The 26,464-nt window shown below is 66.2% G+C and carries 20 protein-coding genes; 13 read left to right on the top strand and 7 right to left on the bottom strand.

The features are described 5' to 3' along the window. Nucleotides 1–128: 128 nt before the first annotated feature. The 3 genes from HZI36_RS20225 (at nt 129) to HZI36_RS20215 (ending at nt 5,900) form a co-directional block, all read left to right on the top strand. Nucleotides 129–3,638 carry a pyruvate carboxylase gene (locus HZI36_RS20225; protein WP_179404436.1) on the top strand — a complete coding sequence of 1,170 codons (3,510 nt, stop codon included), beginning with the start codon at nt 129–131 and terminating at the stop codon, nt 3,636–3,638. Nucleotides 3,639–3,987: 349 nt separating this feature from the next. Then, nucleotides 3,988–4,890, top strand: coding sequence for a ProQ/FinO family protein (locus HZI36_RS20220; protein ID WP_179404435.1), 903 nt, complete (start codon nt 3,988–3,990; stop codon nt 4,888–4,890). Between the two features lie 68 nt (nt 4,891–4,958). Continuing rightward, the gene (locus tag HZI36_RS20215; RefSeq protein ID WP_179404434.1) at nt 4,959–5,900 is read left to right on the top strand and encodes a LysR family transcriptional regulator; all 942 of its coding nucleotides are present in this window, start codon (nt 4,959–4,961) and stop codon (nt 5,898–5,900) included. Nucleotides 5,901–5,992: 92 nt separating this feature from the next. Here the strand turns inward: HZI36_RS20215 and HZI36_RS20210 are convergent, their stop codons facing one another. Together HZI36_RS20210 and HZI36_RS20205 are read right to left on the bottom strand one after the other, a co-directional pair. Beyond that, entirely contained in the window at nt 5,993–7,549 is a 1,557-nt protein-coding gene (locus tag HZI36_RS20210; RefSeq protein WP_179404433.1) for an MFS transporter, read from the bottom strand. After that, entirely contained in the window at nt 7,546–8,091 is a 546-nt protein-coding gene (locus HZI36_RS20205) for a MerR family transcriptional regulator (RefSeq protein WP_179404432.1), read from the bottom strand. Before HZI36_RS20205 ends, HZI36_RS20210 begins: the two co-directional genes overlap by 4 nt. A gap of 167 nt (nt 8,092–8,258) precedes the next feature. Here HZI36_RS20205 and HZI36_RS20200 point away from each other — a divergent pair, with 167 nt between their 5' ends. The 3 genes from HZI36_RS20200 (at nt 8,259) to HZI36_RS20190 (ending at nt 11,499) form a co-directional block, all read left to right on the top strand. Next, complete coding sequence (locus HZI36_RS20200; protein WP_179404431.1) at nt 8,259–8,987, top strand: glutathione S-transferase; 729 nt, start codon at nt 8,259–8,261, stop codon at nt 8,985–8,987. Between the two features lie 321 nt (nt 8,988–9,308). Continuing rightward, complete coding sequence (locus tag HZI36_RS20195) at nt 9,309–10,148, top strand: NAD-dependent epimerase/dehydratase family protein (RefSeq protein ID WP_179404430.1); 840 nt, start codon at nt 9,309–9,311, stop codon at nt 10,146–10,148. 34 nt (nt 10,149–10,182) lie between these two features. Next, a complete protein-coding gene (locus HZI36_RS20190) occupies nt 10,183–11,499 on the top strand; it encodes an MFS transporter (protein ID WP_246327149.1) in 1,317 nt (438 codons plus the stop codon). Nucleotides 11,500–11,605: 106 nt separating this feature from the next. Here HZI36_RS20190 and HZI36_RS20185 read toward each other — a convergent pair whose 3' ends face one another. The 3 genes from HZI36_RS20185 to garL form a co-directional block, all read right to left on the bottom strand. Continuing rightward, a complete protein-coding gene (locus tag HZI36_RS20185) occupies nt 11,606–12,319 on the bottom strand; it encodes a hypothetical protein (RefSeq protein ID WP_179404429.1) in 714 nt (237 codons plus the stop codon). Nucleotides 12,320–12,539: 220 nt separating this feature from the next. Continuing rightward, a complete protein-coding gene (locus tag HZI36_RS20180; protein ID WP_343050325.1) occupies nt 12,540–13,442 on the bottom strand; it encodes a 2-hydroxy-3-oxopropionate reductase in 903 nt (300 codons plus the stop codon). Nucleotides 13,443–13,479: 37 nt separating this feature from the next. Then, complete coding sequence (gene garL / locus HZI36_RS20175; protein ID WP_179404483.1) at nt 13,480–14,265, bottom strand: 2-dehydro-3-deoxyglucarate aldolase; 786 nt, start codon at nt 14,263–14,265, stop codon at nt 13,480–13,482. Nucleotides 14,266–14,506: 241 nt separating this feature from the next. Here garL and garD point away from each other — a divergent pair, with 241 nt between their 5' ends. Next, nucleotides 14,507–16,069, top strand: coding sequence for a galactarate dehydratase (gene garD, locus HZI36_RS20170; protein ID WP_179404427.1), 1,563 nt, complete (start codon nt 14,507–14,509; stop codon nt 16,067–16,069). 14 nt (nt 16,070–16,083) lie between these two features. Here garD and HZI36_RS20165 read toward each other — a convergent pair whose 3' ends face one another. Beyond that, nucleotides 16,084–16,827, bottom strand: coding sequence for a FadR/GntR family transcriptional regulator (locus HZI36_RS20165; RefSeq protein WP_179404426.1), 744 nt, complete (start codon nt 16,825–16,827; stop codon nt 16,084–16,086). Nucleotides 16,828–17,059: 232 nt separating this feature from the next. On the opposite strand from HZI36_RS20165, the gene HZI36_RS20160 reads away from it, so the two are divergent. From HZI36_RS20160 to phaZ, 6 genes are all read left to right on the top strand, one after another. Next, nucleotides 17,060–18,109: a lactonase family protein gene (locus HZI36_RS20160; protein ID WP_179404482.1), complete on the top strand. Its 1,050-nt coding sequence runs from the start codon at nt 17,060–17,062 to the stop codon at nt 18,107–18,109. 161 nt (nt 18,110–18,270) lie between these two features. After that, nucleotides 18,271–19,914: a fatty acid--CoA ligase gene (locus HZI36_RS20155; protein WP_179404425.1), complete on the top strand. Its 1,644-nt coding sequence runs from the start codon at nt 18,271–18,273 to the stop codon at nt 19,912–19,914. A gap of 22 nt (nt 19,915–19,936) precedes the next feature. Continuing rightward, entirely contained in the window at nt 19,937–20,401 is a 465-nt protein-coding gene (locus HZI36_RS20150) for a MaoC family dehydratase (protein WP_179404424.1), read from the top strand. Nucleotides 20,402–20,457: 56 nt separating this feature from the next. Beyond that, a complete protein-coding gene (locus HZI36_RS20145; protein WP_179404423.1) occupies nt 20,458–22,248 on the top strand; it encodes an alpha/beta fold hydrolase in 1,791 nt (596 codons plus the stop codon). 61 nt (nt 22,249–22,309) lie between these two features. Then, nucleotides 22,310–22,729 (top strand): phasin family protein, encoded by a 420-nt coding sequence (locus tag HZI36_RS20140; protein WP_179404422.1) that lies wholly within the window; start codon nt 22,310–22,312, stop codon nt 22,727–22,729. A 72-nt stretch (nt 22,730–22,801) separates the two neighbouring features. Beyond that, a complete protein-coding gene (phaZ, locus tag HZI36_RS20135) occupies nt 22,802–23,635 on the top strand; it encodes a poly(3-hydroxyalkanoate) depolymerase (protein ID WP_179404421.1) in 834 nt (277 codons plus the stop codon). A 12-nt stretch (nt 23,636–23,647) separates the two neighbouring features. Here the strand turns inward: phaZ and HZI36_RS20130 are convergent, their stop codons facing one another. Beyond that, a complete protein-coding gene (locus HZI36_RS20130) occupies nt 23,648–26,380 on the bottom strand; it encodes a winged helix-turn-helix domain-containing protein (protein ID WP_179404420.1) in 2,733 nt (910 codons plus the stop codon). Between the last annotated feature and the right edge of the window lie 84 nt (nt 26,381–26,464).

Genomic DNA, 26,464 nt, shown 5'->3' with positions numbered 1-26,464 from the left:
GCGCGCCGATCGGCGGCCGCCCGCGTTTCCGATCCACGGAACACCCGCAGCCCGCCTCTTGCGCGAAGCGTGCGCCGGATGCGCGTCATGCAGGGACGACCGAAGCCCAACATTCTGCCTTCCACGCCATGACCGACGCCCCCATCCAGTCGTTGCTGATCGCCAACCGTTCGGAAATCTCGATTCGCGTGATGCGCGCCGCCGCCGAAATGAACATCCGCACGGTGGCGGTCTATTCGAAGGAAGACCGCCTCGCGCTGCATCGCTTCAAGGCCGACGAAAGCTATCTGATCGGCGAAGGGAAAAAGCCGCTCGCGGCCTACCTGGACATCGACGACATCCTGCGCGTCGCGCGGCAAGCGAAAGTCGACGCAATCCATCCGGGTTACGGATTCCTGTCGGAGAACCCGGATTTCGCGCAGGCGGTGATCGATGCCGGCATCCGCTGGATCGGCCCGCCGCCCGACGTGATGCGCACGCTCGGCAACAAGGTCGCCGCGCGCCATGCGGCGATCGCCGCGGGCGTGCCGGTGATGCCCGCGACGGACCCGCTGCCGGACGATCTCGACGCGTGCCGGCGCCTCGCCGACGGCGTCGGGTATCCGCTGATGCTGAAGGCGAGCTGGGGCGGCGGCGGACGCGGGATGCGGGTGCTCGAAAGCGACCAGGATCTCGAGACCGCGCTGCCCGCCGCGCGACGCGAGGCGCTCGCCGCGTTCGGCAACGACGAGGTGTACGTCGAGAAACTCGTGCGCAATGCGCGCCACGTCGAGGTGCAGGTGCTCGGCGATACGCACGGCACGCTCGTGCATCTGTACGAGCGCGACTGCACGGTGCAGCGCCGCAACCAGAAGGTGGTCGAGCGCGCGCCGGCGCCGTACCTCGACGGCGCGACGCGGGCCGCGCTGTCCGAATCCGCGCTGCGCCTGATGCGCGCGGTCGGCTACACGCATGCGGGCACGGTCGAATTCCTGATGGATGCCGATACCGGCCGGTTCTATTTCATCGAAGTGAATCCGCGCATTCAGGTCGAACACACGGTGACCGAAATGGTCACCGGAATCGACATCGTGAAGGCGCAGATCCGCATCACGGAAGGCGGCCGGATCGGGCTGACCGAGGATGCGATCGACGGCGACGGCGCGATCGTCGCGCGCGCGGCCGGCGTGCCGACGCAGGACGGGATTTCGCTGAGCGGCCATGCGCTGCAATGCCGGGTCACGACCGAGGATCCCGAGAACAACTTCCTGCCCGACTACGGGCGCCTGACCGCGTACCGGAGCGCGGCCGGCTTCGGCGTGCGGCTCGACGGCGGCACCGCGTACGGTGGCGCGGTGATCACGCCGTACTACGATTCGCTATTGGTGAAGGTGACCGCGTGGGCGCCGACCGCGGCCGAGGCGATCCACCGGATGGACCGCGCGCTGCGCGAATTCCGCATTCGCGGCGTCGCGTGCAATCTGCAGTTCCTCGAGAACGTGATCAATCATCCGGCGTTCGTCGCCGGCGACGTGACGACGCGCTTCATCGATCTGACGCCGGCGCTGTTCGAATTCACGGAGCGCCGCGATCGCGCGACGAAGCTGCTGCGTTATCTCGGCGAACTGAGCGTCAACGGCAATGCCGAGATGAACGGCCGCACGCTGCCGGTGTTGCCGCTGCCGAGGCCGGTGCTGCCGAAGATCGACACGTCGTCGGCGATTCCCGCCGGCACGCGCGATCGCCTGCGCGAGCTTGGGTCCGACAAATTCGCGCAATGGATGCTCGACCAGAAGCAGGTGCTGCTGACCGACACGACGATGCGCGACGCGCATCAGTCGCTGTTCGCGACGCGCATGCGCACCGCCGACATGCTGCCGATCGCGCCGTTCTATGCACGCGAGCTGCCGCAACTGTTCTCGCTCGAATGCTGGGGCGGCGCGACCTTCGACGTCGCGCTGCGCTTCCTGAAGGAAGATCCGTGGGAGCGGCTCGCGCTGCTGCGCGAACGCGTGCCGAACATTCTGTTCCAGATGCTGCTGCGCGGCTCGAACGCGGTCGGCTATACGAACTACGCGGACAACGTCGTGCGCTTCTTCGTGAAGCAGGCCGCGAGCGCGGGCGTCGATCTGTTCCGCGTGTTCGACTCGCTGAACTGGGTGAGCAACATGCGCGTGGCGATCGACGCGGTGCGCGAAAGCGGGGCGCTGTGCGAGGGCGCGATCTGCTACACGGGCGACCTGTTCGACCCGTCCCGCGCGAAGTACGACCTCAAGTATTACGTCGGCATCGCGCGCGAACTGCAGCGCGCGGGCGTGCATGTGCTCGGCATCAAGGACATGGCCGGCATCTGCCGTCCGCGGGCGGCCGCGGCGCTCGTGAGGGCGCTGAAGGAGGAAACCGGGCTGCCCGTGCATTTCCACACGCACGACACGAGCGGCATCTCCGCGGCGTCGGTGCTGGCCGCGATCGACGCGGGCTGCGATGCGGTCGACGGCGCGCTCGACGCGATGAGCGGCCTCACCGCGCAGCCGAACCTGTCGAGCATCGCGGCCGCGCTCGCGGGCAGCGAGCGCGATCCGGGCGTCGATCCGGACGCGCTGCACGAGGCGTCGATGTACTGGGAAGGCGTGCGCCGCTACTACGCGCCGTTCGAATCGGAGATCCGCGCCGGCACCGCCGACGTCTATCGTCACGAGATGCCCGGCGGCCAGTACACGAATCTGCGCGAGCAGGCGCGCTCGCTCGGCATCGATCATCGCTGGACCGAAGTGTCGCGCGCGTATGCGGACGTGAACCGGCTGTTCGGCGACATCGTGAAGGTGACGCCGACGTCGAAGGTGGTCGGCGACATGGCGCTGATGATGGTCGCGAACGATCTGAGCGTCGACGACATCCGCGATCCGGGCAAGGACATCGCGTTCCCGGAATCGGTCGTGTCGCTGTTCAAGGGCGAACTGGGCTTTCCGCCGGACGGCTTCCCGGCGGCGCTGTCGAGAAAGGTGCTCAGGAGCGAGCCACCGGCGCCTTACCGGCCCGGCGACCGGATTCCGGACGTCGATCTCGACGCCGCGCGTGCGCAGGGCGCGGCCGCGTGCCAGCATCCGCTCGACGACCGGCAGCTCGCGTCGTATCTGATGTATCCGAAGCAGGCCGGCGAGTATTACGCGCACGTGCGCGACTACAGCGACACGTCGGTGCTGCCGACGCCCGCGTTCCTGTACGGATTGCAGCCGCAGGAAGAAGCGGCGATCGAGATCTCGCCGGGCAAGACGCTGCTCGTGTCGCTGCAGGGGCAGCACACGGATGCCGAAGACGGCCGGGTCAAGGTGCAGTTCGAGCTGAACGGGCAGTCGCGCACCGCGCTGATCGAGCCGCGCAGCGCGGTGCAGGCGGGCGAGGTTCGGCGCGGCCGTCCGCAGGCGGATCCGACGAATCCGCTGCACGTCGCGGCGCCGATGCCGGGCTCGGTGGTCACGGTCGCGGTTCGGCCGGGGCAGCGGGTCACGGCCGGCACGACGCTGATCGCGCTCGAGGCAATGAAGATGGAAACGCACATCGCGGCGGAGCGCGACGGCGAGATCGCGGCCGTGCACGTGCAGGTCGGCGAGCGCGTCGCGGCGAAGGATCTGCTGATCGAATTCAACGCAACGGCTTGACGCGTCAGGCTTCGTTTGGCTGCGCGGCGACCGTCCGCGAGCCGCTGGGCCGAGGGGCGGAATGCGTTTCGGTTACGATGGCGCCTGCGCCGCGCGGATGCGCGCGTGCTTTGGGTGCCATATCGCCGCCGAAATTCGACGGATCGGCGCGCCGTCTGGAACCGCTTCGAGGATTGACGCGGTCTGCGCGGCGGTGTCAAGATTTGGCCTTTTGCGCATGCGTCCGTCCGGGAGACGGGTATCGCGCGACGAATTCATTCGCGGTGCGTGGTGTCGACTCGCGCTTTCCGCCGCGTGACGAACCGCGCATCGCCGTTGAAGCGCGTCATATTCCTGATGGATCGAAATTATGGGTTTTGAACAACTTGCCCAGCTGCGTGAACAACTTGCAGCGAAGGCGAAGAGCGAGCGTAACGCGAAGAACGAGCGTAACGCGAAGGGCGAACGCGGTGCGCAGAACGAGCGCAACGCGAAGGACGAACGCGGTGCGCAGAACGAGCGCAACGCGAAGGGCGAACGCGGTGCGCAGAACGAGCGCAACGCGAAGGGTGAACGCGGCGGGCAGAACGAACGCAATGCGAAGGGCGAACGCGGCGGGCAGAACGAACGCAATGTGAAGAACGAGCGCGGCGCGAAGCAGGCGCAGGCTCGCCCGAACGCGCAGGCAAAGGGCAAGCCGTCGACGCCCGTCGAACCCGTCGTGCTCGCGATCTCCAGGCTCCAGAAGCGGTTCCCGCAGGCATTCCCGAAGAATCCGGCGCCGAAGCTGCCGCTCAAGGTTGGTATCTGGGACGATCTCGCCGCGCAAGCGCAGACGCTCGGGCTCGACGATGCCGAACTGCGCGAGGCGATCGCGACGTGGTGCCGCGGGTATCGCTACTGGTCGTGTCTCGTCGAGGGCGCGGTTCGCGTCGATCTGCAGGGCAACGAGGCGGGGCGGGTGACGGCGGCCGATGCGGCGCGTGCGCGACAGCTGAAGGCGCGCCGTCCGGCGAAGGCGGCGTCGCAAGCGCCGGCGCAGCAACCGGAAGCGCAGAAGTCTGAGGCGCAGCAACCCGAAGCACAGCAACTCGAAGCGCAGCAGCCTGAGGCGCAGCAGCTTGAGGTGCAGCAACCGGAAGCGCAACAGCCTGAGACGCAGCAGCTTGAGGTGCGGCAGCCTGAAGCGCAGCAACCGGAGTCGCAGTTGTCGGAGCATCAGCAACCGGAGCCGCAGCAATCGGACACACCGCAACCCGAAAAGAGCGAGTGAGCGTCCGACGCGACGTCCGCGCGCGGCCGACGTTGTCCAGCCTGCCGCGCTGAATCAGGAAGACACCGTTGGATACGCTACAAACGATGAGGGTGTTCATGCGCGTCGCCGAGGAGGGCAGTTTCACCGGCGCCGCGGAGCGGCTGAACGTCACGACCGCGAACGTGTCGCGCGCGGTGGGCGCGCTGGAAGCGCATCTGCGCACCCGCCTGATCAACCGGACGACGCGCCGCATCGCACTGACCGAAGCGGGCGAGCGCTACCTGCGGCGCTGCGAGCAGATCTTCGCGTATATCGGCGAAGCGGAGGCGGAAGCCGCCGACGCGCACGCGCGGCCTTCCGGGCGATTGCGCGTGCATGCAACGGCGAGCTTCGGCCAGACGTACGTGGCGCCGGCGCTTGCCCGCTACCAGCAGAGCAATCCGGCGGTGACGGTCGAGTTGACGCTCTCCCAGCACGTGCCGGATCTTCTCGACGAAGGGTACGACGTGTCGCTGCAGCTGAGCTCGACCCCGCTGCCCGATTCCGCGCTGATCTCGCACCGGCTCGGCACGCTGCACAGCGTGCTGTGCGCGTCGCCGTCGTATCTGGACAAGCACGGTGTGCCGAGCAGCGTACCGGAACTCGCGAATCACGTGTGCATGCAGACCGTCACGTCCGTGTTTCCGCGCGATCACTGGCGCTTCGACGGGCCGAACGGCAGCGAGATTTTCGAATTTCCGGTGAACGTGTTTCAGGTCAACGTGGCCGAAGCGCTGGCCGCCGCGCTCAAGGAGAATCTCGGTATCGGCGCGCTGCCGACGCCCGCCGCGCTGCCGGCGTTGCGCAGCGGCGCGCTCGTGCGCGTGCTGCCCGAGCATCGGCTGCAAGGGCTGTCCGCGTATGCGATCTATGCGTCGCGCCAGTATCTCGACGCGAAGATCAAGACGTGCGTCGAATCGCTACAGCAATCGATTCCGAAGGCGCTTGCCGCCGACGAAGAAACGTTGCGCGCGCTGAGCGGCACCTGAGGCGCTCGCCGCGCGACGGCGGCGCCGGGCCGCGAACGCCGGCCGGCAGCGATGAACGGCGCGAAGAATGGCAGCGAAGAGCGGCCCTGCACTCAGTCGATCTGCTTCTGCCAGATCGCGAACAGCCCGCCGCATATCGCGATGCCGATCACGAAATAGTAGCCGTCGAGCGCGCTCAGGAAGCTCGCCTGCCGCGCGACCGTGCGGCTGATTTCGACGAGCGCGAGCCCACGTGCTTCGCCTGCGGTGCGGCCGAGCCCCTCGAACACGCGCGTCAGCGTGTCGAACGTGTTCTGGAACACCGGGTTGTACGGATTCACCGATTCCGCGAGGCGCGATTGATGGAGCGCGAGCCGGTGCTGCTCGAGGATGATCATCGTCGCGGTCGAGAACGAATAGGTGAGCTGCTTCACGATGTTCTTGAAGCGATAGCCGTGATGGAACTCCTCGATCGCGAAGATCCGGAACGTGACGTTCGCGACCGGCAGCGCGATGAACAGCAGCAGCATGCCGCGCAGCACGAGCGGCGCAACGAGCCACGGCGTGCTGACGTCGGGCGGCATGCTGATCATCCACACGCAGATCAGCACGGCCAGCATGAAGCCGGGCACGATCATCCATTTCTTGTGCGTGACGCGCGCCGACACGCGGAAGTAGACGAACGCCATCAGTAGCGACGCGAGCGACGTGAGGCCGACCAGCCGGCCCGCGTTCTCGACCGGATAGCCGAGCCCGCCTTCGAGGAAGCGGGAGCTCAGGTAGCCGAGCGCGTTGCTCATGTAATAGAACATGATGTACAGCAGGATGCCGGACTGGAACGTCTTTTCGCGCAACGCGTGCAGGCGCATCAGCGGCTTCGGATGGTGCCATTGATGCCAGACGAACCAGCCGAGCGACAGCAGGCCCGCGATGGTCAGGAACACGAGCCCGGGCGACCGGCTGAACAGCTCGAAGCGCACCTGCTGCATCACGATCAGCAGCGCGCCCTGCGCGAACGCGAAGATCAGGTAGGGCCACAGATGCGCGTCGCCGCGCTTCTCCGGCTGCACGCGGCCCGACGACGGCACCGCGAGAAACGCGATCAGCGCGAGCGCGACGCCGCCGACCGCGCTGCACATGAACAGCGCGCGCCAGTCGGCATGCGCGACCAGATAGCCGCCGATCAGCGGCGCGAGCGCGCTGCCGAGCAGGATCATCGACAGGAACTTGCGCGTCGCGCCGGCGCGTTGCTGCGGCGTGAAGCTGATCTGCAGCAGAATGCGCGACGCGCTCATCATCGGGCCGATGAAATAGCCCTGCATCCCGCGCGCGAGCGCCAGTTCGAACGACGTCTCGCTTGCCGCGGCCGCGACCGCGCCCGCGGCGAACAGCAGCAGGCAGCCGCTGACGTAGCGCCGATAGCCGATCCGCTCGACCCACCATTGCTGCTGCAGGATGCCGAGCACCGACGCGACCGCGTACGCGGTCGCCGACCAGACGAGCTCGTCCGGCGATGCGTTCAGGCCGCCCGCGATGTAGCTCGTGAAGAACGAGAACATCGAGTTGTCGAAGTAGTCGATTCCCGTCGCGAGCGCGATCGCCCACGGGAAAAAATCCGCACGGAAGCGCGCCGCGGCGAACACCGGCGGCCGGGAAGGCGTCGTGCTCATTCGTCGGCGCCTTTGGTGCCTTCGTCACCTTCGCTGCGTTCGCTGCCTTCGTCTCGGCGCGGCTTTTCCCGCTTCCTGCGCGCCGCGATGCGCTGATCGATCATGTTCTCGACCTTCTCGCCCGCGATGCGGCGCCGCAGGTAATCGAGGTCGTCGCCGAGCTCGTCCCGCAACGCGCGGGCTTCCTTCAGCTCCCGGCGCACGGCCGAGATGCGCGCGTCCAGCGCGTCGATCTGCTGGGCCAGCGCGTCGCCGATCTGCCGCAGTGATTCGACCGAATAGCCTTTGCGCCCGTCGCCGACCGGCTCCAGCGGCCGCTTCAGCATCTCGATGATGCCCTGCAGCGAAAAGCCCAGCGAACGCAGCCGCAGGATGCGCGCGAACCGTTCGAGATCCTGCTCGCCGTAGAGCCGGTAGCGGCCCCCGCTGCGCGTCGGCGTGACGAGGCCGAGCTCTTCGTAGTACTTGAGCGTGCGGGGCGTCACCTGCAGGCGTTCGGCGGCGTCACGGATCGTGAGGAGGGGAGATTCTTCGGAGGACATGTCGGCGCGGCGCCACGAGACCGGAATCGGAATGGCCCGAAATATACCACAACGCGAACGTTTACGTACAGGTTGTCCGGGCGGCGGCGCCGCACGCGGCTCGCGCGTCTCGTGAATCGTTCCTATTCTTCCGGAGTGGGAAATCCGAACCGAAGCGGGAGGGCAGCATGGGATACGAGCTCTATTACTGGCCCGACATCCAGGGCCGCGGCGAATTCGTGCGGCTCGCGCTCGAGGCGGCCGAAGCCGAGTACGTGGACGTCGCGCGCCAGTCGTCGCGCAAAGGCATGGGCGTGGCGGCGATGATGCGCGTGATGGAAAGCGCGTCGGAGCCATGTCTGCCGTTCGCGCCGCCGTTCCTGAAGGCGGGCGGCCGGATCATCGGGCAAACCGCGAACATTCTGCTGTTCCTGGGCGCCGAGCACGACCTGGCGCCCCGGGACGAAGCCGGACGGCTGTGGGCGCATCAACTTCAGTTGACGGTTTCCGACTTCGTCGTCGAGGTCCACGACACCCATCATCCGATCGCCGGCGGTCTGTATTACGAAGAGCAGGCGGAGGCGGCTGTGATGCGTGCGAAGGATTTCGTCGAGCACCGGCTGCCCAAGTTCCTGGGGTACTTCAGCAGGGTGCTCGCGCAGAACCCTTGCCACAGCGGGTATATGGCGAGCGATTGCCTGAGCTACGTGGATCTGTCGATGTTCCAGCTGATCGAGGGGCTGCGCTACGCGTTCCCGAACGCGATGGCTCGCATCGAGCCGAAGCATGCCGGGCTGACCGAACTGCACGACAACGTCGCTCGGCATCCGCCCATCGCGAGCTATCTGGCGTCCGATCGGCGCATCCCGTTCAACGAATCGGGAATATTTCGGCATTACCCGGAGCTGGACGAATAGCGTCCAGGGATTTTCTTTCGTTGGTCGGTGGAATGTCTTGCCTCCATGTGATACGACGTCATATCAAAAGAGTGCGTCCATCGAGCGAGCAGAGTGTCTCGTGCCCAGTGATAGACCAACGAATTCCGACCTTGGCTTCGGGTAAACGCCCGATTGAAATTAGACGCCTCGTGGCAGATAGTACGTCATCATATGACTTGCGCGACGCACGACGTGCCGCGCCCGATTTCCGAATTATTCGCCACCCGTCCCGCAGTCACGCTCGTCCGCTCCCCATCGCGCGAGCATGGGACGGGCGTTCCGATCCCGAGAAGGAATCCGATGAAGAAAATTGCCCTGAGTGGCGCCGGCGGTCAGCTCGGCGCCGTGGTTCGCAAAGCGTTCGTTGCGCGCGGCGTCCCGCTGCGCTCGGCTGGAGGCTCGACCCCGCTGGTTCCGCTGGTGGACGCTGAGGACGTGATGCATGGCGATCTGCGCGACCCCGCGGTGGTCGATCGCCTGCTCGACGGCGTCGACGTGCTGATCCACTTCGCGGGCACGAGCGTCGAGCGCCCGCTGCCCGAGATCATCGACAACAACTTGCGCGCGCTCGTCGAGGTGTATGAGGGCGCACGGCGCAACGGCGTGCGGCGCATCGTGTTCGCGAGCTCGAATCACGCGATCGGCATGTATCCGGTGACCGAGCGCCTGACGCTCGATTGCGCGCCGCGTCCGGACGGCTTCTACGGGCTCAGCAAGGTGTGGGGCGAAGCGCTCGCGAGAATGTACTGGGACAAGCACGGGATCGAGAGCATCTGCGTGCGCATCGGCAGTTGCGTCGAGCGGCCGACGGAGCCGCGACACCTGAGCACGTGGTTCGGGCACGACGATCTGCTGCATTTCCTCGACCGCTGCATCGAGGTCGAGCACGTCGGGTTCCTGACCGTCTGGGGCGTGTCCGCGAACAAGCGCGGCTGGTGGGACAACCGCGGCGCGGAGCGTCTGGGCTACGAACCGAAGCAGGACGCGGAGGCCTACGCGGCCGACGTGCTGGCCGGGCCGAATCCGCTCGACGCGATCGGCCGGCGTTACCAGGGTGGCAGCTTTGCCGGCATCGATTACACGCGCGACGACGACGCGCCGACCGACGCGCCGCCCCACCGGGACGCGCGCGCTTTCTGATCGATCACCGGACAGGCAACAAGGAGACATCGCAATGAAACTCAAAGGCATCCGCTGGTGGATGGTCGGTCTGGTCGCCGCCGGGCTGATCATCAACTACCTCGCGCGGAACACGTTGTCGGTCGCGGCGCCGACGCTGATGAAAGACCTCCACATCACGACCGAGCAGTACGCGCACGTCGTCGTCGCGTGGCAGCTTTGCTATGCGTTCATGCAGCCGGTCGCGGGCTTTCTGCTCGACACAGCCGGCACGAAGGTCGGCTTCGCGGCGTTCGCGCTCGCGTGGTCGCTGGCCTGCGCGGCGGCCGCGTGGGCGACGGGCTGGCGCAGCCTCGCGTTCTTTCGCGGCTTGCTCGGCGTGGCCGAGGCGGCCGGCATTCCGGCGGGCGTGAAGGCGACGAGCGAATGGTTCCCGGCGAAGGAGCGCTCGGTCGCGATCGGCTGGTTCAACATCGGCTCGTCGATCGGCGCGCTGCTCGCGCCGCCGCTCGTCGTCTGGGCGCTACTGCATGGGCAATGGCAACTGGCGTTCGTGATCGTCGGCGTCGCGGGCGGCGTCTGGAGCGTGCTGTGGCTGATGCTTTACCAGCATCCGCGCAAGCAGAAGCTGTTGAGCGACGCCGAACGCGACTACATCCTGAGCGGACAGGAAGCGAAACACAGCGACGCCGCCGGCGCGCGAATGAGCTGGGTGCGGATGCTCGCGTGCCGCAATTTCTGGGCGATCGGTATTCCGCGGATTCTTTCCGAGCCGGCCTGGCAGACGTTCAACGCGTGGATTCCGCTGTACATGATGACCGAGCGTCACATGAACCTGAAGGAGGTGGCGCTGTATGCGTGGATGCCGTTCCTCGCGGCGGACATCGGCTGCGTGCTGGGCGGCTATCTGAGCCCGCTGTTCCACAAGTATGCGAAGGTGTCGCTGTTCGCGTCGCGGAAGATGGTGTTCGTGGTCGGCGCGCTCTGCATGATCGGGCCCGCATGCGTCGGGCTGGTGGCGAGCCCTTATGCCGCCGTTGCGCTGCTTTGCGTCGGCGGCTTCGCGCACCAGACGCTGTCCGGCGCGCTCTATGCGATTACGTCCGACATGTTCGGCAAGAACGAAGTGGCGACGGCCACGGGCATGGGCGGCATGGCCGGGTATCTCGGTGCGGCGGCGTTCACCGCGCTGTTCGGCGTGCTCGTCACGCAGGTCGGGTACAGCCCGCTCTTCGTCGTGCTGGCCGTGTTCGACCTGATTGCGGCGGCCGTCGTGTGCCTGATGGCGCGCGGCGCCGACTCGACGCAGTCGGCGCCGGTCGGCGGCGAATCGCTGGCCCCGGCGGGGATCGGTCATCATCCGGTTCGATAGAGCGGTATTGTTTCCGTGATTCACCCGATATCGCCCGGCTCGTGCCGGGCGATTGTTTTTGTGGGCGGATCGATGGGCGCTCGCGTGAGCGCCGATAGTCGGCTGCTTAATCCTTATTCTGAACCAAAAATTGAAACGGTATCTCCGGATGCGTAAATCTAAGCCGGAGTTGGTTTAAAGCCGGGAACGAGACAAAGCGCTGATTCTCAAACGAGTAGTACGACACTAGCAAACCAACGCGGGATTCTTGTGCATCATCGAACAGGTAACTGTTCTTCGGAAAGGCAAGCTTGCCGTCCTTTGTTGTCACTACGGCCCGACATGACGAAAGCAAACTTGGTAGATGCAGAAACGTCGGCTTGCGAGCCAGAGGGTTCGCCAAAAGAAATATTTGCTGGTGTCGGTCAGCTTCTCCGGAACCACTGCCGTACCCTTCCACGCAAAGAAGGGGAGGACGACTACCCGTTCCCGCTGCGAGAAACACGTTAGCGTTACCCGGATAAATATCTATTGCATGCTCATTCGGAAACGTTGTTGCGCGCGCAAAGCGGTAGGTTTTGCCGTTGACCGTTATACGATTCTCTGCAACCTCGATCCACACAGCCTTGCCGTCCAGAGTGGATCGCAGTTCCGTATAACTACCCTGCTCACCGGAATCTGAATAGAGATGGAGCGGCCCGGCAGGTTGCTTGATCGGGGCACCGAACACCGCACCCGGCTGATCTGCGTAGAACGCATCGTAGCCGTCGTAAGTTCTGGCAGCATGCACATTGCTCGACAGGGTGGCTAAAGCTGCCATCAGCATCACTGCGGATTTCATCGGTAAGCCTTCGCTCCGTTAGCCTTCAGGTAATCTGGGTTGTGTCGCCAAAATACGGTTCTACCGTGAGCAGCGGTCGAGATCCATACCGAATCGTAGCGGCCGCGTTCGCCGCCGTCGACGATTTGCCCAGTATTCTTGAGGTGGCTTGACGCGCGTCAGGCGCACGAAGCGCCTGACGGCTCGATCGAAGAGATTTCTGCAAAAAGAACCGAACCGCTTACTGCCCGATTTCGTGATTGGCCAGCACTTCGAGCGCGCGAACCATCGCGGAGTGATCCCACGCGCTGCCGCCATGCGCGACGCATGCGTTGAACAGCGCCTGGCACGTGGCCGTGTTCGGCAGCGCGACGCCGAGGGCCTGCGCCGTCGACAGCGCGAGATTCAGATCCTTCTGGTGCAGTTCGATGCGGAAGCCGGGATCGAAGGTGCGCCGGGTCATGCGCTCGCCGTGCACCTCGAGGATGCGGGACGACGCAAAGCCGCCCATCAGCGCCTCACGCACGCGCGCCGCATCGACCCCCGCCTTCGACGCGAGCACCAGCGCTTCGCCGACGGCCTCGATCGTCGCCGCAACGATGATCTGGTTCGCGACCTTGCAGACCTGCCCGGCACCCACGTCGCCGATCAGCGTGACGTTTTTCCCCATCATGTCGAGCAGTGGCTTGACCTGCTCGAAGGTCGATATCTGGCCGCCGACCATGATCGTCAGCGAGGCGGCCTTGGCGCCCACTTCACCGCCCGACACCGGCGCGTCGAGATACTCGGCGCCGCGCTCGCGCACGCGTTGCGCAAATGCACGCGTGGCGATCGGCGAAATCGAGCTCATGTCGACGACCGTCTGGCCCGCGCGCAGCGTCGACGCCACGCCGTCGTTGCCGAACAGCACGCGCTCGACGTCGGGCGTGTCCGGCACCATGATGAAGATCACGTCGGCGTGGGCCGCGACCGCCGCGGGGCTGTCGCAGGCGAGCGCGCCCGCGGCGGCCAGATCCGCCGGCACGCCGCTGCGGGTGTATGCCGAGAGGGTGACGCCGTTCTTCAGAAGGTTGCCCGCCATCGGCTTGCCCATGATGCCCAGCCCGATAAAGCCCGCTTTTTGCATGTCGTTCTCCGTAAAAATGGGTTGGCCCCGAAGCGTGTCCAAAGCGGGGATGCGCTCATCGATTCGCGAAATGAACCTGCGCCGCAACGGCGGCGTTCTTCAGCAGTCCCATATCCGAGCCGATGGCCACGACCCGGCACCCCATCGCAAGATAGCGCTGCGCATCGCTTTGCACAGGCGTCAGAATCCCGCTCGACTTGCCGGCGGCCTTCGCGCGTTCGAACACGTGCGCGATCGCCTGCTGAACGTCCGGATGGTTCGGATTCCCGAGGTGTCCATATGCGGCGGCCAGATCGGACGGCCCGATGAAGACGGCATCGATGCCGTCGACGGCGAGAATGTCATCGACCGCGCCCACCGCGTGGCGGCTCTCGATCTGCGCGATCACGCAGATATTGTCGTTCGCGATGCTGAAGTAATCCGGAATGGTTCCGTACCGATTGTGGCGCGCGCCGACGGAGACGCCGCGTATGCCGAGCGGCGGGTAGCGGGTCGCGGCGACGGCGCGGGCCGCATCCTCCGCGTTGTCGACGAACGGCACGAGCAGATTGGTGACGCCGTTGTCCAGGAGCCGCTTGATGAACACCGCGTCGTTGGCGGGCGGGCGCACGACCGGTGCGCTCCGGCTGTCCTTCAGCGCCATCAGTTGAGGCACGAGCGTCAGGACGTCGTTGGGCGCATGCTCGGCATCGAGCAGCAGCCAGTCGAAGCCGACCGTGCCGAGCAATTCGGCCGTGATCGGGCTGGCCAGCGAGGACCAGCAGCCGATCAGCGTTTCGCCGTCGCGCACGCTGCGTCGGAAACTGTTGGGAAAGGTCTGATAGGGGGTGACGGATGTCATGGCGATTTTCTCCAGAAGGGCCGCTCCGGAATCCGGTGGCACGTGCTACGCGAGACTGTGTGGTATGTTGTCGTATCACATAAGTGATCGTATCATCGGGATGATGGCGCGATCAATCGCGTTAACCCGAACTCATGCCGACTTGAGTGGGGATCGGATTGCGATTTGATGTTGCATCGTTGTATGATGACGTAGAACATCGCGTAGCCGGATAGCCGGCCGCCTATTGAGGAAAGAGGCAATGGAACAGTCTCCGCTTTACATCCGCGTGCATCCCAACGACAACGTCGCGATCGTCGTCAACGATGGCGGCCTGGGAGAGGGCGCGGTTTTCTCCGATGGCCTGGTGCTGCGCGAGCGCGTGCCGCAGGGGCACAAGGTCGCGCTGCGGGATCTGTCCGAAGGAGATCCGGTCGTTCGATACAACGTCGTCATCGGTTATGCGCAGAAGGCGCTGCCGAAGGGAAGCTGGGTGAACGAGCATGTCACGCGCATGCCGACGCCGCCGAGCCTCGACGCGCTGCCGATCGCGACGATCAAGCCGCCCGCGATGCCGCCGCTCGACGGTTATACGTTCGACGGCTATCGCAACGCCGACGGCTCGGCCGGCACGCGCAACATTCTCGCGATCACGACGACCGTGCAGTGCGTGGCGGACGTGGTCCAGCACGCGGTGACGCGCATCAAGACCGAATTGCTGCCGAAGTACCCGAACGTCGACGACGTCGTGAGCCTCGGCCACACGTACGGCTGCGGCGTCGCGATCGATGCGCCCGATGCGATGGTGCCGATCCGCACGGTCCGCAACATCAGCCTGAATCCGAACTTCGGCGGCGAGGTGATGATGGTGAGCCTCGGCTGCGAAAAGCTGCAGCCGGAGCGGCTGATGCCGCCGGGCACGATTCCGATCGCGTCGCCGCAGGACGCGGCGGCCGATCCGAACGGCGACGTGGTCGTGCTGCAGGACGAGTCGCACGTCGGCTTCCAGTCGATGATCGAGTCGATCATGACGATGGCCGAAGGCCATCTCGCACGGCTCGATCGGCGTCGTCGCGAACCGTGCCCGGTGTCCGACCTCGTCGTCGGCGTGCAATGCGGCGGCAGCGACGCATTTTCGGGGCTGACCGCGAACCCCGCGGTGGGTTTCGCGACCGACCTGCTGGTTCGCGCGGGCGCGACGGTGATGTTCTCGGAAGTCACCGAAGTCCGCGACGGCGTCGGCCAGTTGACCGGCCGCGCGGCCACGCCGGCGGTCGCGGAAGCGATCATTCGCGAGATGCAGTGGTATGACGATTATCTGAAGCGCGGCGGCGCGGATCGGAGCGCGAACACGACGCCGGGCAACAAGAAAGGCGGCCTGTCGAACATCGTCGAAAAGGCGATGGGCTCGATCATCAAGTCGGGCAACGCGCCGATCTCGGGCGTGCTGTCGCCCGGCGAAAAGGCGACGCAAAAGGGCCTGATTTACGCGGCGACGCCGGCGAGCGATTTCATCTGCGGCACGCTGCAGCTGGCCGCGGGCATGACGCTGCACGTGTTCACGACGGGCCGCGGCACGCCGTACAGCCTCGCGGAAGTGCCGGTGATCAAGGTCGCGACGCGCTCCGACCTCGCGCGCCGCTGGCACGATCTGATGGACGTGAATGCGGGCACGATCGCGACCGGGCATGCGACGATCGAGGACGTCGGCTGGGAACTGTTCCGCATGATGCTGGACGTGGCGAGCGGCCGCCAGAAGACGTGCGCGGAAAAGCTGAAGCTGCACAACGCGCTGGTGCTGTTCAATCCGGCGCCGGTGACCTGAGCGCGGCGAACGAATCAGTCGTGCGTGTCGGCGATCTCGTTCGCGCGCCTGAGCCGCTCGCGGCTGTTTGACAGATGCATGCGCATCGCCGCGCGCGCGCCGTCCGCGTCGTGCCGCGCGATCGCGTCGAGGATGCTTCGGTGCTCCAGGTTCACGAGCGACAGGTAGGCGTCCGGGTCCGCATGCGCGATGCCCGCCGAGTCGAGGCGCTTGCGCGGAATGAGCGCGCTGCCCATTTGCGTGAGAATGTCGACGAAGTAGCGGTTGCCGGTTGCGCGGGCGACGCAGATGTGGAACTGCAGATCCGCGTCGACGCTGTCGAGGCCATTGCTGCCGGTCGCCTCGATCGCGTCGAGCGCGGCGCTGATTTTCGCGACGTCGTCCGGCCGTGCGCGCTGCGCGGCGAGACCCGCGCATTCCGTTTCGAGGCTGATGCGCAGTTCGAGGATCGCCAGGACGTCGCGCAGCGTGGTGGCGGGCACCATGTCGATGTCGAGCTTTTCGCGCGGCGGCTCGAGCACGAAGCTGCCGATGCCGTGTCGCGTCTCGATGACCTTGCCGGCCTGCAGGCGCGAAATGGCCTCGCGGATCACGGTGCGGCTGACGCTGAGCGTGGCCATCAGCTGCGATTCCGTGGGGAGCTTGTCGCCGGGCTTCCAGGTGTTGGACGCAATCTGCTCGGTGACGTAACCGACGACGAGCTCGGCGAGATTGCGAGCCCGTCGCGGCGGGGCGGCGAACGCCGTGGGTGTAGCCATCGAAACGCCTCTCGAATCGGTTCAGTGCTGACGAATCATGTTGCTGCATTATACCGTTGTCTGATGACTGGGAAGCAGATCCCGCATGCGCGGCCGAATCGGCGGAATCGGTTGAATGGCCGTTCTCGGCGGCTGGGGCGGACGGCTTGCCCAGAAGTATGACAACCCGGCGTCGGCGGCCGCGCGCCGCGACGCGCCGGTCGTGTTCAACCCATCATCGACCGTTCGATCCATGCCGCAAAACGACTCCCGTCGCGTCGCGACGTATGTGTACGTGTCCAACGCGGACAGCGAGGACATCTCGGTGTTTCGCATCGACCGGCCGACCGGCGCGCTCGACGCGGTGCAGACCGTCGCCGTCGGCGGGACGGTCATGCCGATGGCGCTGTCGCCGGACCGGCGCCGGTTGTATGCGGGCTTGCGCTCGGCACCGTACCGGGTGTCGACGTTCGGGATCGATCCGCGCGACGGACGGCTGACGCTGCTCGGGCAGGCGCCGCTTGCCGGGAACATCGCGTATCTGTCGACGGACGCGACCGGCCGCTATCTGTTCTCCGCGTCGTATGGCGGCAATCTCGTCGCGGTCAATCGCGTGGATGCCGATGGCGTCGCGGGGCCGGTGCATCAGGTGGTCGGCACCGGGCCGATGGCGCATGCGATCCGCGCCACGGCCGATAACCGCTACGTGTACGCGTCGATACTCGGCGCGGATACCTGGCTGCGCTTCGGGTTCGATCCGTCGACCGGGCATCTGGCGCAAGACGGCGCGTTCGCGTACCGGCTGCCGCCGCAATCCGGTCCGCGCCACTTCGTTTTTTCCGCCGATCGGCGTTTCGCGTATGTGCTCGGCGAACTCGACGGCAATCTGCACGTGCTCGCACTGGCGAGCGCAAGCGTTCCCGTCGCGCCGGTGCAGCGGATCTCGATACTGCCGCCGGGTTTCGCCGGCGCCAGGCCGTGGGCGGCCGACCTCCACCTGACGCCCGACGGGCGCTTTCTGTACGCGTCGGAGCGGACGTCGAGCACGCTGGCCGCGTATCGCGTCGATCCGGCGTCGGGCAGGCTCACGCACGTCGCGAGCTGCGAGACCGAAGCGCAGCCGCGCGGATTCAACATCGACCCTTCCGGCAACTACCTGCTCGCGGTCGGGCAGTTGTCGACGCGGATGAGCGTCTACCGGATCGACCGGGAAACGGGGGCATTGCAGCTGCTCGCCCGGTATCCGGTGGGCCGGAACCCGAACTGGATCGAGATCGTCGCGCTCGAGATCGTCGAGCCGTAACGCCCCGCCGCACGACATCCCCCAGGCCGCTCCCCCGTTCAGGGGATGGTCCGGGGTGCCGATCGCTCCGATGATGGCATCACTCGGGATGCCAGCGTATGCCAGATGTGACAACGAACCTGTGCCAGCCCGTGATCCATTTCTACGTCAAGGAGAAGTAGATGCAGGACGCTGTTCAGGGCCAGATGCCATCCGCCTATGCCTACCCGTTGCTGATCAAGCATTTGCTGCATACGCCGTTCGCTCAGGCGCCGAACCAGGAAATCGTCTACCGCGATCAGGTGCGGATCACGTATCGCGATCTGCAGGAGCGGATCGGCCGGCTCGCCAATGGCCTGGAAGGGCTGGGCGTGCGCCACGGCAGCACGGTCGCGGTGATGGACTGGGATAGCCACCGCTATCTGGAGTGCTACTTCGCGGTGCCGATGATGGGGGCCGTACTGCAGACGGTCAACGTGCGGCTGTCGCCGGCCGAGATCGTCTACACGATCAATCACGCGGGCGCGGACGTGCTGTTCGTTCACACCGATTTTCTGCCGGTCGTCGAATCGATCCGGGATCAGCTCGAAACGGTGCGCACGTTCGTCTGGATCGACGAGCCGGGCAGCGAAGCCTGCGCGCACACGATCGAGTTCGCGACGGAATACGAAGCGATGCTGGCCGCGAGCGCGACGCACTACGACTTTCCGGATTTCGACGAAAACACCCGGGCGACCACGTTCTACACGACGGGCACGACCGGCCTGCCGAAGGGCGTGTACTTCTCGCATCGCCAGTTGGTGCTGCACACCGTGACGCTGATGGCCGCGCTCGCGAGCCCGATGTCCGGGCAGCGCTTTCACCGCGGCGACGTCTACATGCCGCTCACGCCGATGTTCCACGTGCACGCATGGGGTATGCCGTACATCGCGACGGTGCTCGGCGTGAAGCAGGTCTATCCCGGCCGCTACGTGCCGGATCGGCTGGTGAAGCTGGTGCGCGACGAGGGCGTCACGTTCTCGCACTGCGTGAGCACGATCCTGCACATGCTGCTCAACGCGCCGGGAGCCGATTCCGCGGACTTCAGCCGCTGGAAGATCATCATCGGCGGCGGCGCGCTGCCGCATGGCATTGCCCGCGATGCATTGGCGCGCGGCATCGACGTGTTCGGCGGGTACGGCATGTCCGAAACCTGCCCGGTGCTCAGTCTCGCGCAGCTCCCGCCGGGCCATGAAGCGCTCGATACCGACGAGCAGGTGCGATTGCGCTGCAAGACCGGCCTGCCGATTCCGCTCGTCGACATGCGCATCGTCGACGCTGAGATGAACGACGTCGCGCATGACGGCCATGCGTATGGCGAGATCGTCGCGCGCGCGCCGTGGCTGACCCAGGGCTACTTCAACAACCCGGACGCGTCGGCGCAACTGTGGGAAGGCGGGTATCTGCATACGCAGGACATCGCGAACATCGATGCGACCGGCAACCTGCAGATCACCGATCGCATCAAGGACGTGATCAAGTCCGGCGGCGAGTGGGTCTCGTCGCTCGAGATCGAAAGCCTGATCTCGCTGCACGAGGGCGTGTCCGAAGTCGCGGTGATCGGCATCAAGGACGAGAAGTGGGGCGAACGGCCGGTCGCGCTGGTCGTGCTCAAGGCGGGCGCTCAAGTCACCGAGGACGACATCAAGCGGCACGTCCTCCAGTTCAGCCAGACAGGGCGGATCTCGAAGTACGCGGTGCCGCAGATCGTCAGATTCGTCGGTGCGCTGCAAAAGACGAGCGTCGGCAAGATGAACAAGAAGTGGCTGCGCGAACAGTTCGCGTGACCGGTCACCAGGAGCAATCACGATGAGCATCAACGAATACAGCATCGCCAACATCGACGACTTCGTGGGCCGCGAGCTCGGACTGTCGGACTGGGTCGTCGTCGACCAGGCGCGCATCGACGCGTTCGCGGCGTGCACGGGCGACCGGCAGTGGATTCACGTGGACGTGGAGCGCGCCACGCGCGAGAGCCCGTTCGGCGGCACGATCGCGCACGGCTATCTGACGCTGTCGCTGCTCGCCGCGCTGGCGATCGACATCGGCCTGATACCGCCGGACGCGTCGGCCGGCCTCAATTATGGGCTCGACAAGGTGCGCTTCATGACGCCGGTCAAGGCGGGCGCGCGCGTGCGCAACCGCGTGACGCTCGTGTCGGTGGAGAAGAAGGGCGGCGGCCGGCTCATCATCAAGACGATGAACGAGCTGCAGATCGACGGCGAGGACAAGCCGGCGCTGGTCGCCGAGTCGCTGGCGATGCTGGTCGCATGACCTGCCAAGTGGACGAAACCGGACGAAGCGCAAAGCAGCATTCAAGGAGTATCGAGATGACTGGAACCCCCAACGATCCGTCGCGAAACGACCCGACGGACGATCTCGCGGCATCGGCGGCCGAAGGCATGCTGGGCCCCAATCCGTTCGTCGGGCTGCGCCCGAGCGATGTCGTGGCGGCCACGCAGCAAATCGGCGCGCAGGCGCTGCGGCAGCCCGCGCTGGTGCTGGAGCAGGAAGCGGCGCTCGTGCGCGAGCTGATCGCCGCGCTGTACGACGGCACTAAAGGTGGCATCAAGGGCGGCATCAAGGGTGACGCCAAAGGTGACGCCAAAGGTGACGCCAAAGGTGACGCCAAAGGCGGCGCCGAATGGACACCGCCGCCGGGCGACAAGCGCTTCACCGACGCCGCGTGGCGCGACAACTCACTCTATCGGCTGTCGCTGCGCGGCTACATGGCATGGACCGATGCGCTCAGCGGATTCGTCGAGCGCTCCGCGCTGGATCCGAAGACGAAGGAGCGCGCGCGGTTCGTGATGTCGCTGTACACGGACGCGCTGGCGCCGACGAACACGCTGCTCGGCAACCCCGCGGCGTTGAAGAAGATCGTCGACTCCGGCGGCGCGAGCCTGCTCGGCGGCGTGAAGAATTTCGTGTCGGACTTGCTGAAGAACCAGGGCATGCCCGCGCAGGTCGACAAGTCCGCGTTCGAGGTCGGCAAGAATCTGGCCACGTCGCCCGGCGCCGTCGTGTTTCGCAACGAGGTGCTCGAGCTGATCCAGTATGCGCCGGCAACCGAACAGGTCTACCACCGCCCGCAACTGATCGTGCCGCCGCAGATCAACAAGTTCTATGTGTTCGATCTGTCCGAAGGCAAGAGCATGGTCGACTATCTGGTCAAGAGCGAATTCCAGGTCTTCGCGGTGAGCTGGCGGAATCCCACCGCGGCGCAGAGCCACTGGGATCTCGACACGTACGTCGGCGCGCTCGTCGAGGCGATCGACGCGGTGCGCGACATCACCGGCAGCGAAGACGTGAACCTGCACGGCGCGTGTTCCGGCGCGATGACGATTTCCGCGCTGCTCGGCTACCTCGCGAGCCGCGACGAGAAAACCGTCCACGCCGCGACGCTGATGGTCGCGGTGCTGGACAACACCGCCGATTCGCAGCTCGGCCTGTTCGCGACGCCCGAAACCATCGCGGCGGCGAAGCGCAACAGCAAGGCGAAGGGCGTGCTCGCCGGCGAGGAGATGGGGCGCGTGTTCGCGTGGATGCGGCCGAACGATCTGGTGTGGAACTACTGGGTCAACAACTATCTGCTCGGCAAGGCGCCGCCCGCGTTCGACATCCTCTACTGGAACAACGACGCGACCCGGCTGCCCGCGCGCATGCATGCGCAGCTGCTCGACATCTTCGTCGGCAACCTGTTCAGCCAGCCGAACGCGCTGACGGTGCTGGGCACGCCGATCGACCTGTCCGGCGTCACGTGCGACAAGTACGTCGTCGCGGGCATCACGGATCACATCACGCCGTGGAAGGGCGTGTACAACACCGCGAAGACGTTCGGCGGCGATACGCGGTTCGTGCTGAGCTCGAGCGGGCACATCCAGAGCCTGATCAACCCGCCCGGCAATCCGAAGGCGAAGTTCTTCCTGAATCCCGAGCTGCCGGCGACCGCGGACGACTGGCTGACCGGCGCGCAAGCCGAGAAGGATTCGTGGTGGGGCAATTGGGCCGGCTGGCTGCGCGAGCGCTCGGGCGTTCGGCGCGCGGCACCGGCCGGGCTCGGCAGCGAGCGCAACCCGGCAGACGTCGCCGCGCCGGGCACGTATGTGACGGAAGCCTGAATTCGGCGCATTGACCCGGTGACGACCATTTTTTATTGATGCACTTTTTGGAGATTCGATCATGGATTCAACCAACCCCAGCAGCATTTTCGCCGAATACACGAAGATCATCGGTCAGTTCAAGCTGCCGGGCATCAACATGGGCGCGGTTCTCGAGATGCGCCGCAAGGACATCGAGGCGCTCGCCCGAGCCAACACGACCGCGTTCGCGGGCATGCAGTCGCTCGGGCAGAAGCAGGCCGAGATCCTGCGCACGACGCTCACCGAGCTGCAGTCGGTCGTCACGCGGCTAAGCACGTCGGGCGCCCAGCCCGCGAAGGCCGGCGAAGTCGTTCAGTCGGCACTGCACAAGGCGCTCGGCGACATGCAGGAACTCGCGAATACCGCTTATCGCGCGCAGTCGGACAGCCTGGCGGTGATCACGAAGCGTGCCGCGGAACACGTCGAGGAGCTGAAGACGCTGCTGCAGCCGAGCAAGTGACGCGGCGTCGCGATGCGACGCGCCGAATATTCCGATGAAACGACCCGCCAGAAGGATGATCGAATGACAGAGATGCCACTCAACTCCGATAATTTCTCCGGAATGCAGATCCGGATGGTCGATCTCGATGGCCGGATGCTGCGCGTCGCGACGCGGCAGGGCAGCGACGCTTCGCCGCCGCTGCTGATTTTCAACGGGATCGGCGCGAACCTCGAACTGGTGGAACCGTTCGTCACCGCGCTCGACGACGTGAGCGTCGTCATCTTCGACATTCCGGGCGTGGGCGGCTCGCCTGCGCCGATCGTGCCGTATCGCTTCTCGACGCTCGCCGTGCTCGCCGACAAGCTGCTGTCGCGGCTCGGCTACGACGGGCCGGTCGACGTGCTCGGCGTATCGTGGGGCGGCGCGCTCGCGCAGCAGTTCGCGCACCTGTATCCGGTGCGTTGCCGCAGGCTGATTCTCGCGGCGACGTCGCCCGGCGTGATCATGGTGCCGGCGAAGCTGTCGGTGCTGTCGAAGCTGGTCGGCCCGCGCCGGTATACCGATCCGGACTATCTGCGGCAGGTCGGCGCGGAAATCTATGGCGGCGCGTACCGGCGCGATCCCGCGCTGCTGAACGAGCACCGCCGGCACATCCAGGCGCCGCGCGGCCGCGGCTATCTTTATCAGCTGCTGGCGGCCACGGGCTGGAGCAGCCTGCCGTGGCTCGGCGGGTTGCGCCAGACCACGCTCGTGATGCACGGCGACGACGATCCGATCGTGCCGCTCGTGAACGCGAAGATCCTGGCGGCCCGCATCCGCCGCGCGACGCTTCACGTGATCGACGACGGCCATCTGTTCCTCGTCACGCGAGCGAAGGAAGTCGCGCCGGTGATACGCGGGTTTCTGCGGCAACCCGCGAGCTGATCGACCCGCCGGCTAGCCGTGCTTCACGAGCCCCAGCGACTGGGCGCGCGCAACGGCTTGCGCGCGCTTGTCGACCGCGAGCTTCACGAAGATGCTCTTCACGTGCGTCTTCACGGTTTCCGGCGCGATGCCGAGCGTGCGCGCGATTTCCTTGTTCGATTGTCCGTCGGCTATCAGCTCGACGATGCCCCGTTCCCGCGCGCTGAGCGGTTCCCGCCCGGCGTCCCGCCCGGGCTTGTCGCCCACCTGATACAGCGCGCGCCAGCCATCGAGCAAGTGATCGACATAGCGCAGCAACTCCTTCGTCTGCGCGGTCGGGCGCGTGTCGTCGCGAACGGCTTGCAGCAGCGAGCCGACTTGCGGACACAGGTCGATGATCGACTGGTAGATGCCGGCCGCCGCCGCGTCCTTCAGCACGTCGCGAAACAGATCGACCGCGCTCGCGCGTTCGTTCGCGTAGAGCCGGGCGAGCGCAAGCACGATTCGCAAGCGCAGTGCGAGATAGTTCGCATGCCGCGCATCGGCGGCGTGCAACGCGGCGGTCGCGATGTCGGCTGCGTCCTGCGTCCGCATCTCGGCCAGCGCGAGATAGGCGGCCGCGAGCGCGTAGCTGGTTTCGACCTCCGGCGAGACGGCACGCGACGCCGCCGCGCCCGGCGACGCGAGCTGTTGCAGTTGTGCGACGCATCCCGCGGCTTCCGCCGTCCGCCGATCGATCAGGTAGAGCCGCGTGCGCTCGGCGAGGCCGGCCGCGATCAGCCGGTCCCAGCGGCGCGCATGCCCGAGCGCCTGCCCCTGATCGAGCAGCGCGTAGGCCTGCACCGTATTGGCACGCGCGGACGCGATCCGGATCAGCAGCCGATACGCGATCAGCGCGCTGTCGAGCAGCACCGCCGCGTCGATCACCGGCATGAGCTCGACGAGCATCGCTTCGGCATCGTCGAGCCGGCCTTGCTCATACCGGATCTGCGCGATCATCGGCGCGCACAGCGCGGCGGAAACGGATTGCGGGCCAGCGTGACGCTCGGCCAGCCGCATCGCATCGTCGAAATACCGCTCGGCCAGGCCGAAGTGCATCTGCTGCATTTCCGCATGACCGAGCAGGCACAGCCGGTAGATCGACGCGAACGCGTTGCGCGGGTCGTCCTCGATCGAATACGGGATCCACGGCGTCGCGTGGAGTGCGTCGAGATTGCCCGCCTTCCAGTGCGCGAAGCGCACGACGTTCGATGCGGAGTTGATGGTCCAGGTGTCGGTCGACGGCTGGTCGAGGCAACGCTGCGCGATCGCGAGCGCGCGCTGCGGGTCGTCCTGCAGCGCCGCGACGATCGAGCGGACCACCTGGCATTCCCAGCGGATGGCGTCGGGGTCGGCGCTCGTGCCGGCGTCGCGCTCGATCGTGTCCAGCATCGCGAGCGCGTCGTCGGGGCGGATCGCGAGCGCCATGCCCCACGCGATCGCCAGCGTGACCCTGACCTGCCCGCGCATCAGGTGCGCCGGAAACTGCCGTTGCCAGCCGAGCAGCGTGAGAAGGTCGCCCTTTCTGACGAGCGCCATCGCGCAGTGGCCCATCAGCGAGATCGCATCGTCGGTCGCGCCTGCCGCGATCGCGTGCCGGACCGCGTCGGTCCATTGCTCCTGTGCCGCATACCACCGGCATGCGCGGTGATGCAGGTCCGCCACTTCGTCGCGATGCTGCGTGTCCAGCCGCTGACGCAGGTACTCGCCCATCAGATGGTGATAGCGGAATTCATGCCCTTCCGGATCCATCGGTTCGAGCAGCAGCTGGCGCGCAACGATCGTCTCGAGCATCGCCTGGCTCGCGCTGACGCCGGTGACGGCTTCGCACAGCGACGCCGTCAGCCGGTCGAGTATCGACGTGCGCAGCATGAACTCGACCATCTCGGCCGGGAGGCGTTCGAGCATGTCCTGGATGTAAGCGGCGAACGGCCGGGACGCGCCGGACGGCGCAACCGGCTCCCGGCCGGATTTGCCATCGTCGCGCAACAGCACCGACGCGGAAATGCGCAGTGCCGCGGCCCAGCCTTCGGTGCTCGCGAACAGCGACTTGACGCTCGCGGCGCGCAGCTTGCCCGGGCATTCGTGCTCGACGAAGCTGCGCGTTTCGTCGAAGTCGAAACGCAGCGCCGACGCGTCGACTTCCATCAGATCGTTGCGCGCCCTCAGCCGGGCGAGCGGCAGCGCGGGGTCCGTGCGCGTGCAGACGACCACGTGCACGTGCGACGGCGCGTTCGACACGAAGAACGACATCGCGTCGTGAATCGCCGGAAGGCTGATCAGGTGGTAGTCGTCGACGAACAGATAGACGTCGTCGTCGACGTCGACGAGCTCGTTGATCAGCGTCGATACGACGAATTGCGCGGGAACGAGCGATGCCTCCTCGATGAGGCCGATCGCCGACGCGCCAACGGTGTCGCACGCGTTGTGCAGCGCCTGCGCCAGATGGTGGAAGAAGTGCGCCGGCTCGTCGTCGTCCGCGTCGAGCGCGAGCCACGCGACCTGCGCGCCGTTAGCGCGCAAGCGGTCGAGCCACGTGAGTGCGAGCGAGGTCTTGCCGAAGCCGGCCGGCGCCTTGATGACCGTGAGCCGTTTGTCTTCCGACTGCTCGGCTAGACGGTCGAGCCGCGGCCGGTCGATCAGTCCGGCGGGCAGGCGCGGCGGAAATACTTTCGTCGCGACCAGGACCGGCGGCCGGTTGACGGGCGCTGCTTCGGGGACGTGCATCGGCTGCCTCGGGGGTTCGCTTGGGTGTTCACTCGGGGTTCGGATGATGATACGCCCAACCCTCCGCGCAAGCAGGCAAACCGG

The sequence above is a fragment of the Burkholderia guangdongensis genome, from assembly GCF_013403875.1.
GTDB classification, from domain to species: Bacteria; Pseudomonadota; Gammaproteobacteria; order Burkholderiales; family Burkholderiaceae; genus Burkholderia; species Burkholderia guangdongensis.
The sequence above is the reverse complement of the archived record's forward strand: the minus strand, read 5'-3'. Positions and strand labels throughout refer to the sequence as shown.

Excerpts from the sequence above, each read along its gene's own strand:
- HZI36_RS20195 (WP_179404430.1), top strand. The coding sequence starts at position 9,309 with ATGAAGAAAATTGCCCTGAGTGGCGCCGGCGGTCAGCTCGGCGCCGTG.
- HZI36_RS20210 (WP_179404433.1), bottom strand. The coding sequence starts at position 7,549 with ATGAGCACGACGCCTTCCCGGCCGCCGGTGTTCGCCGCGGCGCGCTTC.
- garD (WP_179404427.1), top strand. The coding sequence starts at position 14,507 with ATGGAACAGTCTCCGCTTTACATCCGCGTGCATCCCAACGACAACGTC.
- HZI36_RS20190 (WP_246327149.1), top strand. The coding sequence starts at position 10,183 with ATGAAACTCAAAGGCATCCGCTGGTGGATGGTCGGTCTGGTCGCCGCC.
- phaZ (WP_179404421.1), top strand. The coding sequence starts at position 22,802 with ATGCCACTCAACTCCGATAATTTCTCCGGAATGCAGATCCGGATGGTC.
- HZI36_RS20145 (WP_179404423.1), top strand. The coding sequence starts at position 20,458 with ATGACTGGAACCCCCAACGATCCGTCGCGAAACGACCCGACGGACGAT.
- HZI36_RS20185 (WP_179404429.1), bottom strand. The coding sequence starts at position 12,319 with ATGAAATCCGCAGTGATGCTGATGGCAGCTTTAGCCACCCTGTCGAGC.
- HZI36_RS20205 (WP_179404432.1), bottom strand. The coding sequence starts at position 8,091 with ATGTCCTCCGAAGAATCTCCCCTCCTCACGATCCGTGACGCCGCCGAA.
- garL (WP_179404483.1), bottom strand. The coding sequence starts at position 14,265 with ATGACATCCGTCACCCCCTATCAGACCTTTCCCAACAGTTTCCGACGC.
- HZI36_RS20200 (WP_179404431.1), top strand. The coding sequence starts at position 8,259 with ATGGGATACGAGCTCTATTACTGGCCCGACATCCAGGGCCGCGGCGAA.
- HZI36_RS20150 (WP_179404424.1), top strand. The coding sequence starts at position 19,937 with ATGAGCATCAACGAATACAGCATCGCCAACATCGACGACTTCGTGGGC.
- HZI36_RS20220 (WP_179404435.1), top strand. The coding sequence starts at position 3,988 with ATGGGTTTTGAACAACTTGCCCAGCTGCGTGAACAACTTGCAGCGAAG.
- HZI36_RS20155 (WP_179404425.1), top strand. The coding sequence starts at position 18,271 with ATGCAGGACGCTGTTCAGGGCCAGATGCCATCCGCCTATGCCTACCCG.
- HZI36_RS20165 (WP_179404426.1), bottom strand. The coding sequence starts at position 16,827 with ATGGCTACACCCACGGCGTTCGCCGCCCCGCCGCGACGGGCTCGCAAT.
- HZI36_RS20130 (WP_179404420.1), bottom strand. The coding sequence starts at position 26,380 with ATGCACGTCCCCGAAGCAGCGCCCGTCAACCGGCCGCCGGTCCTGGTC.
- HZI36_RS20160 (WP_179404482.1), top strand. The coding sequence starts at position 17,060 with ATGCCGCAAAACGACTCCCGTCGCGTCGCGACGTATGTGTACGTGTCC.
- HZI36_RS20140 (WP_179404422.1), top strand. The coding sequence starts at position 22,310 with ATGGATTCAACCAACCCCAGCAGCATTTTCGCCGAATACACGAAGATC.
- HZI36_RS20225 (WP_179404436.1), top strand. The coding sequence starts at position 129 with ATGACCGACGCCCCCATCCAGTCGTTGCTGATCGCCAACCGTTCGGAA.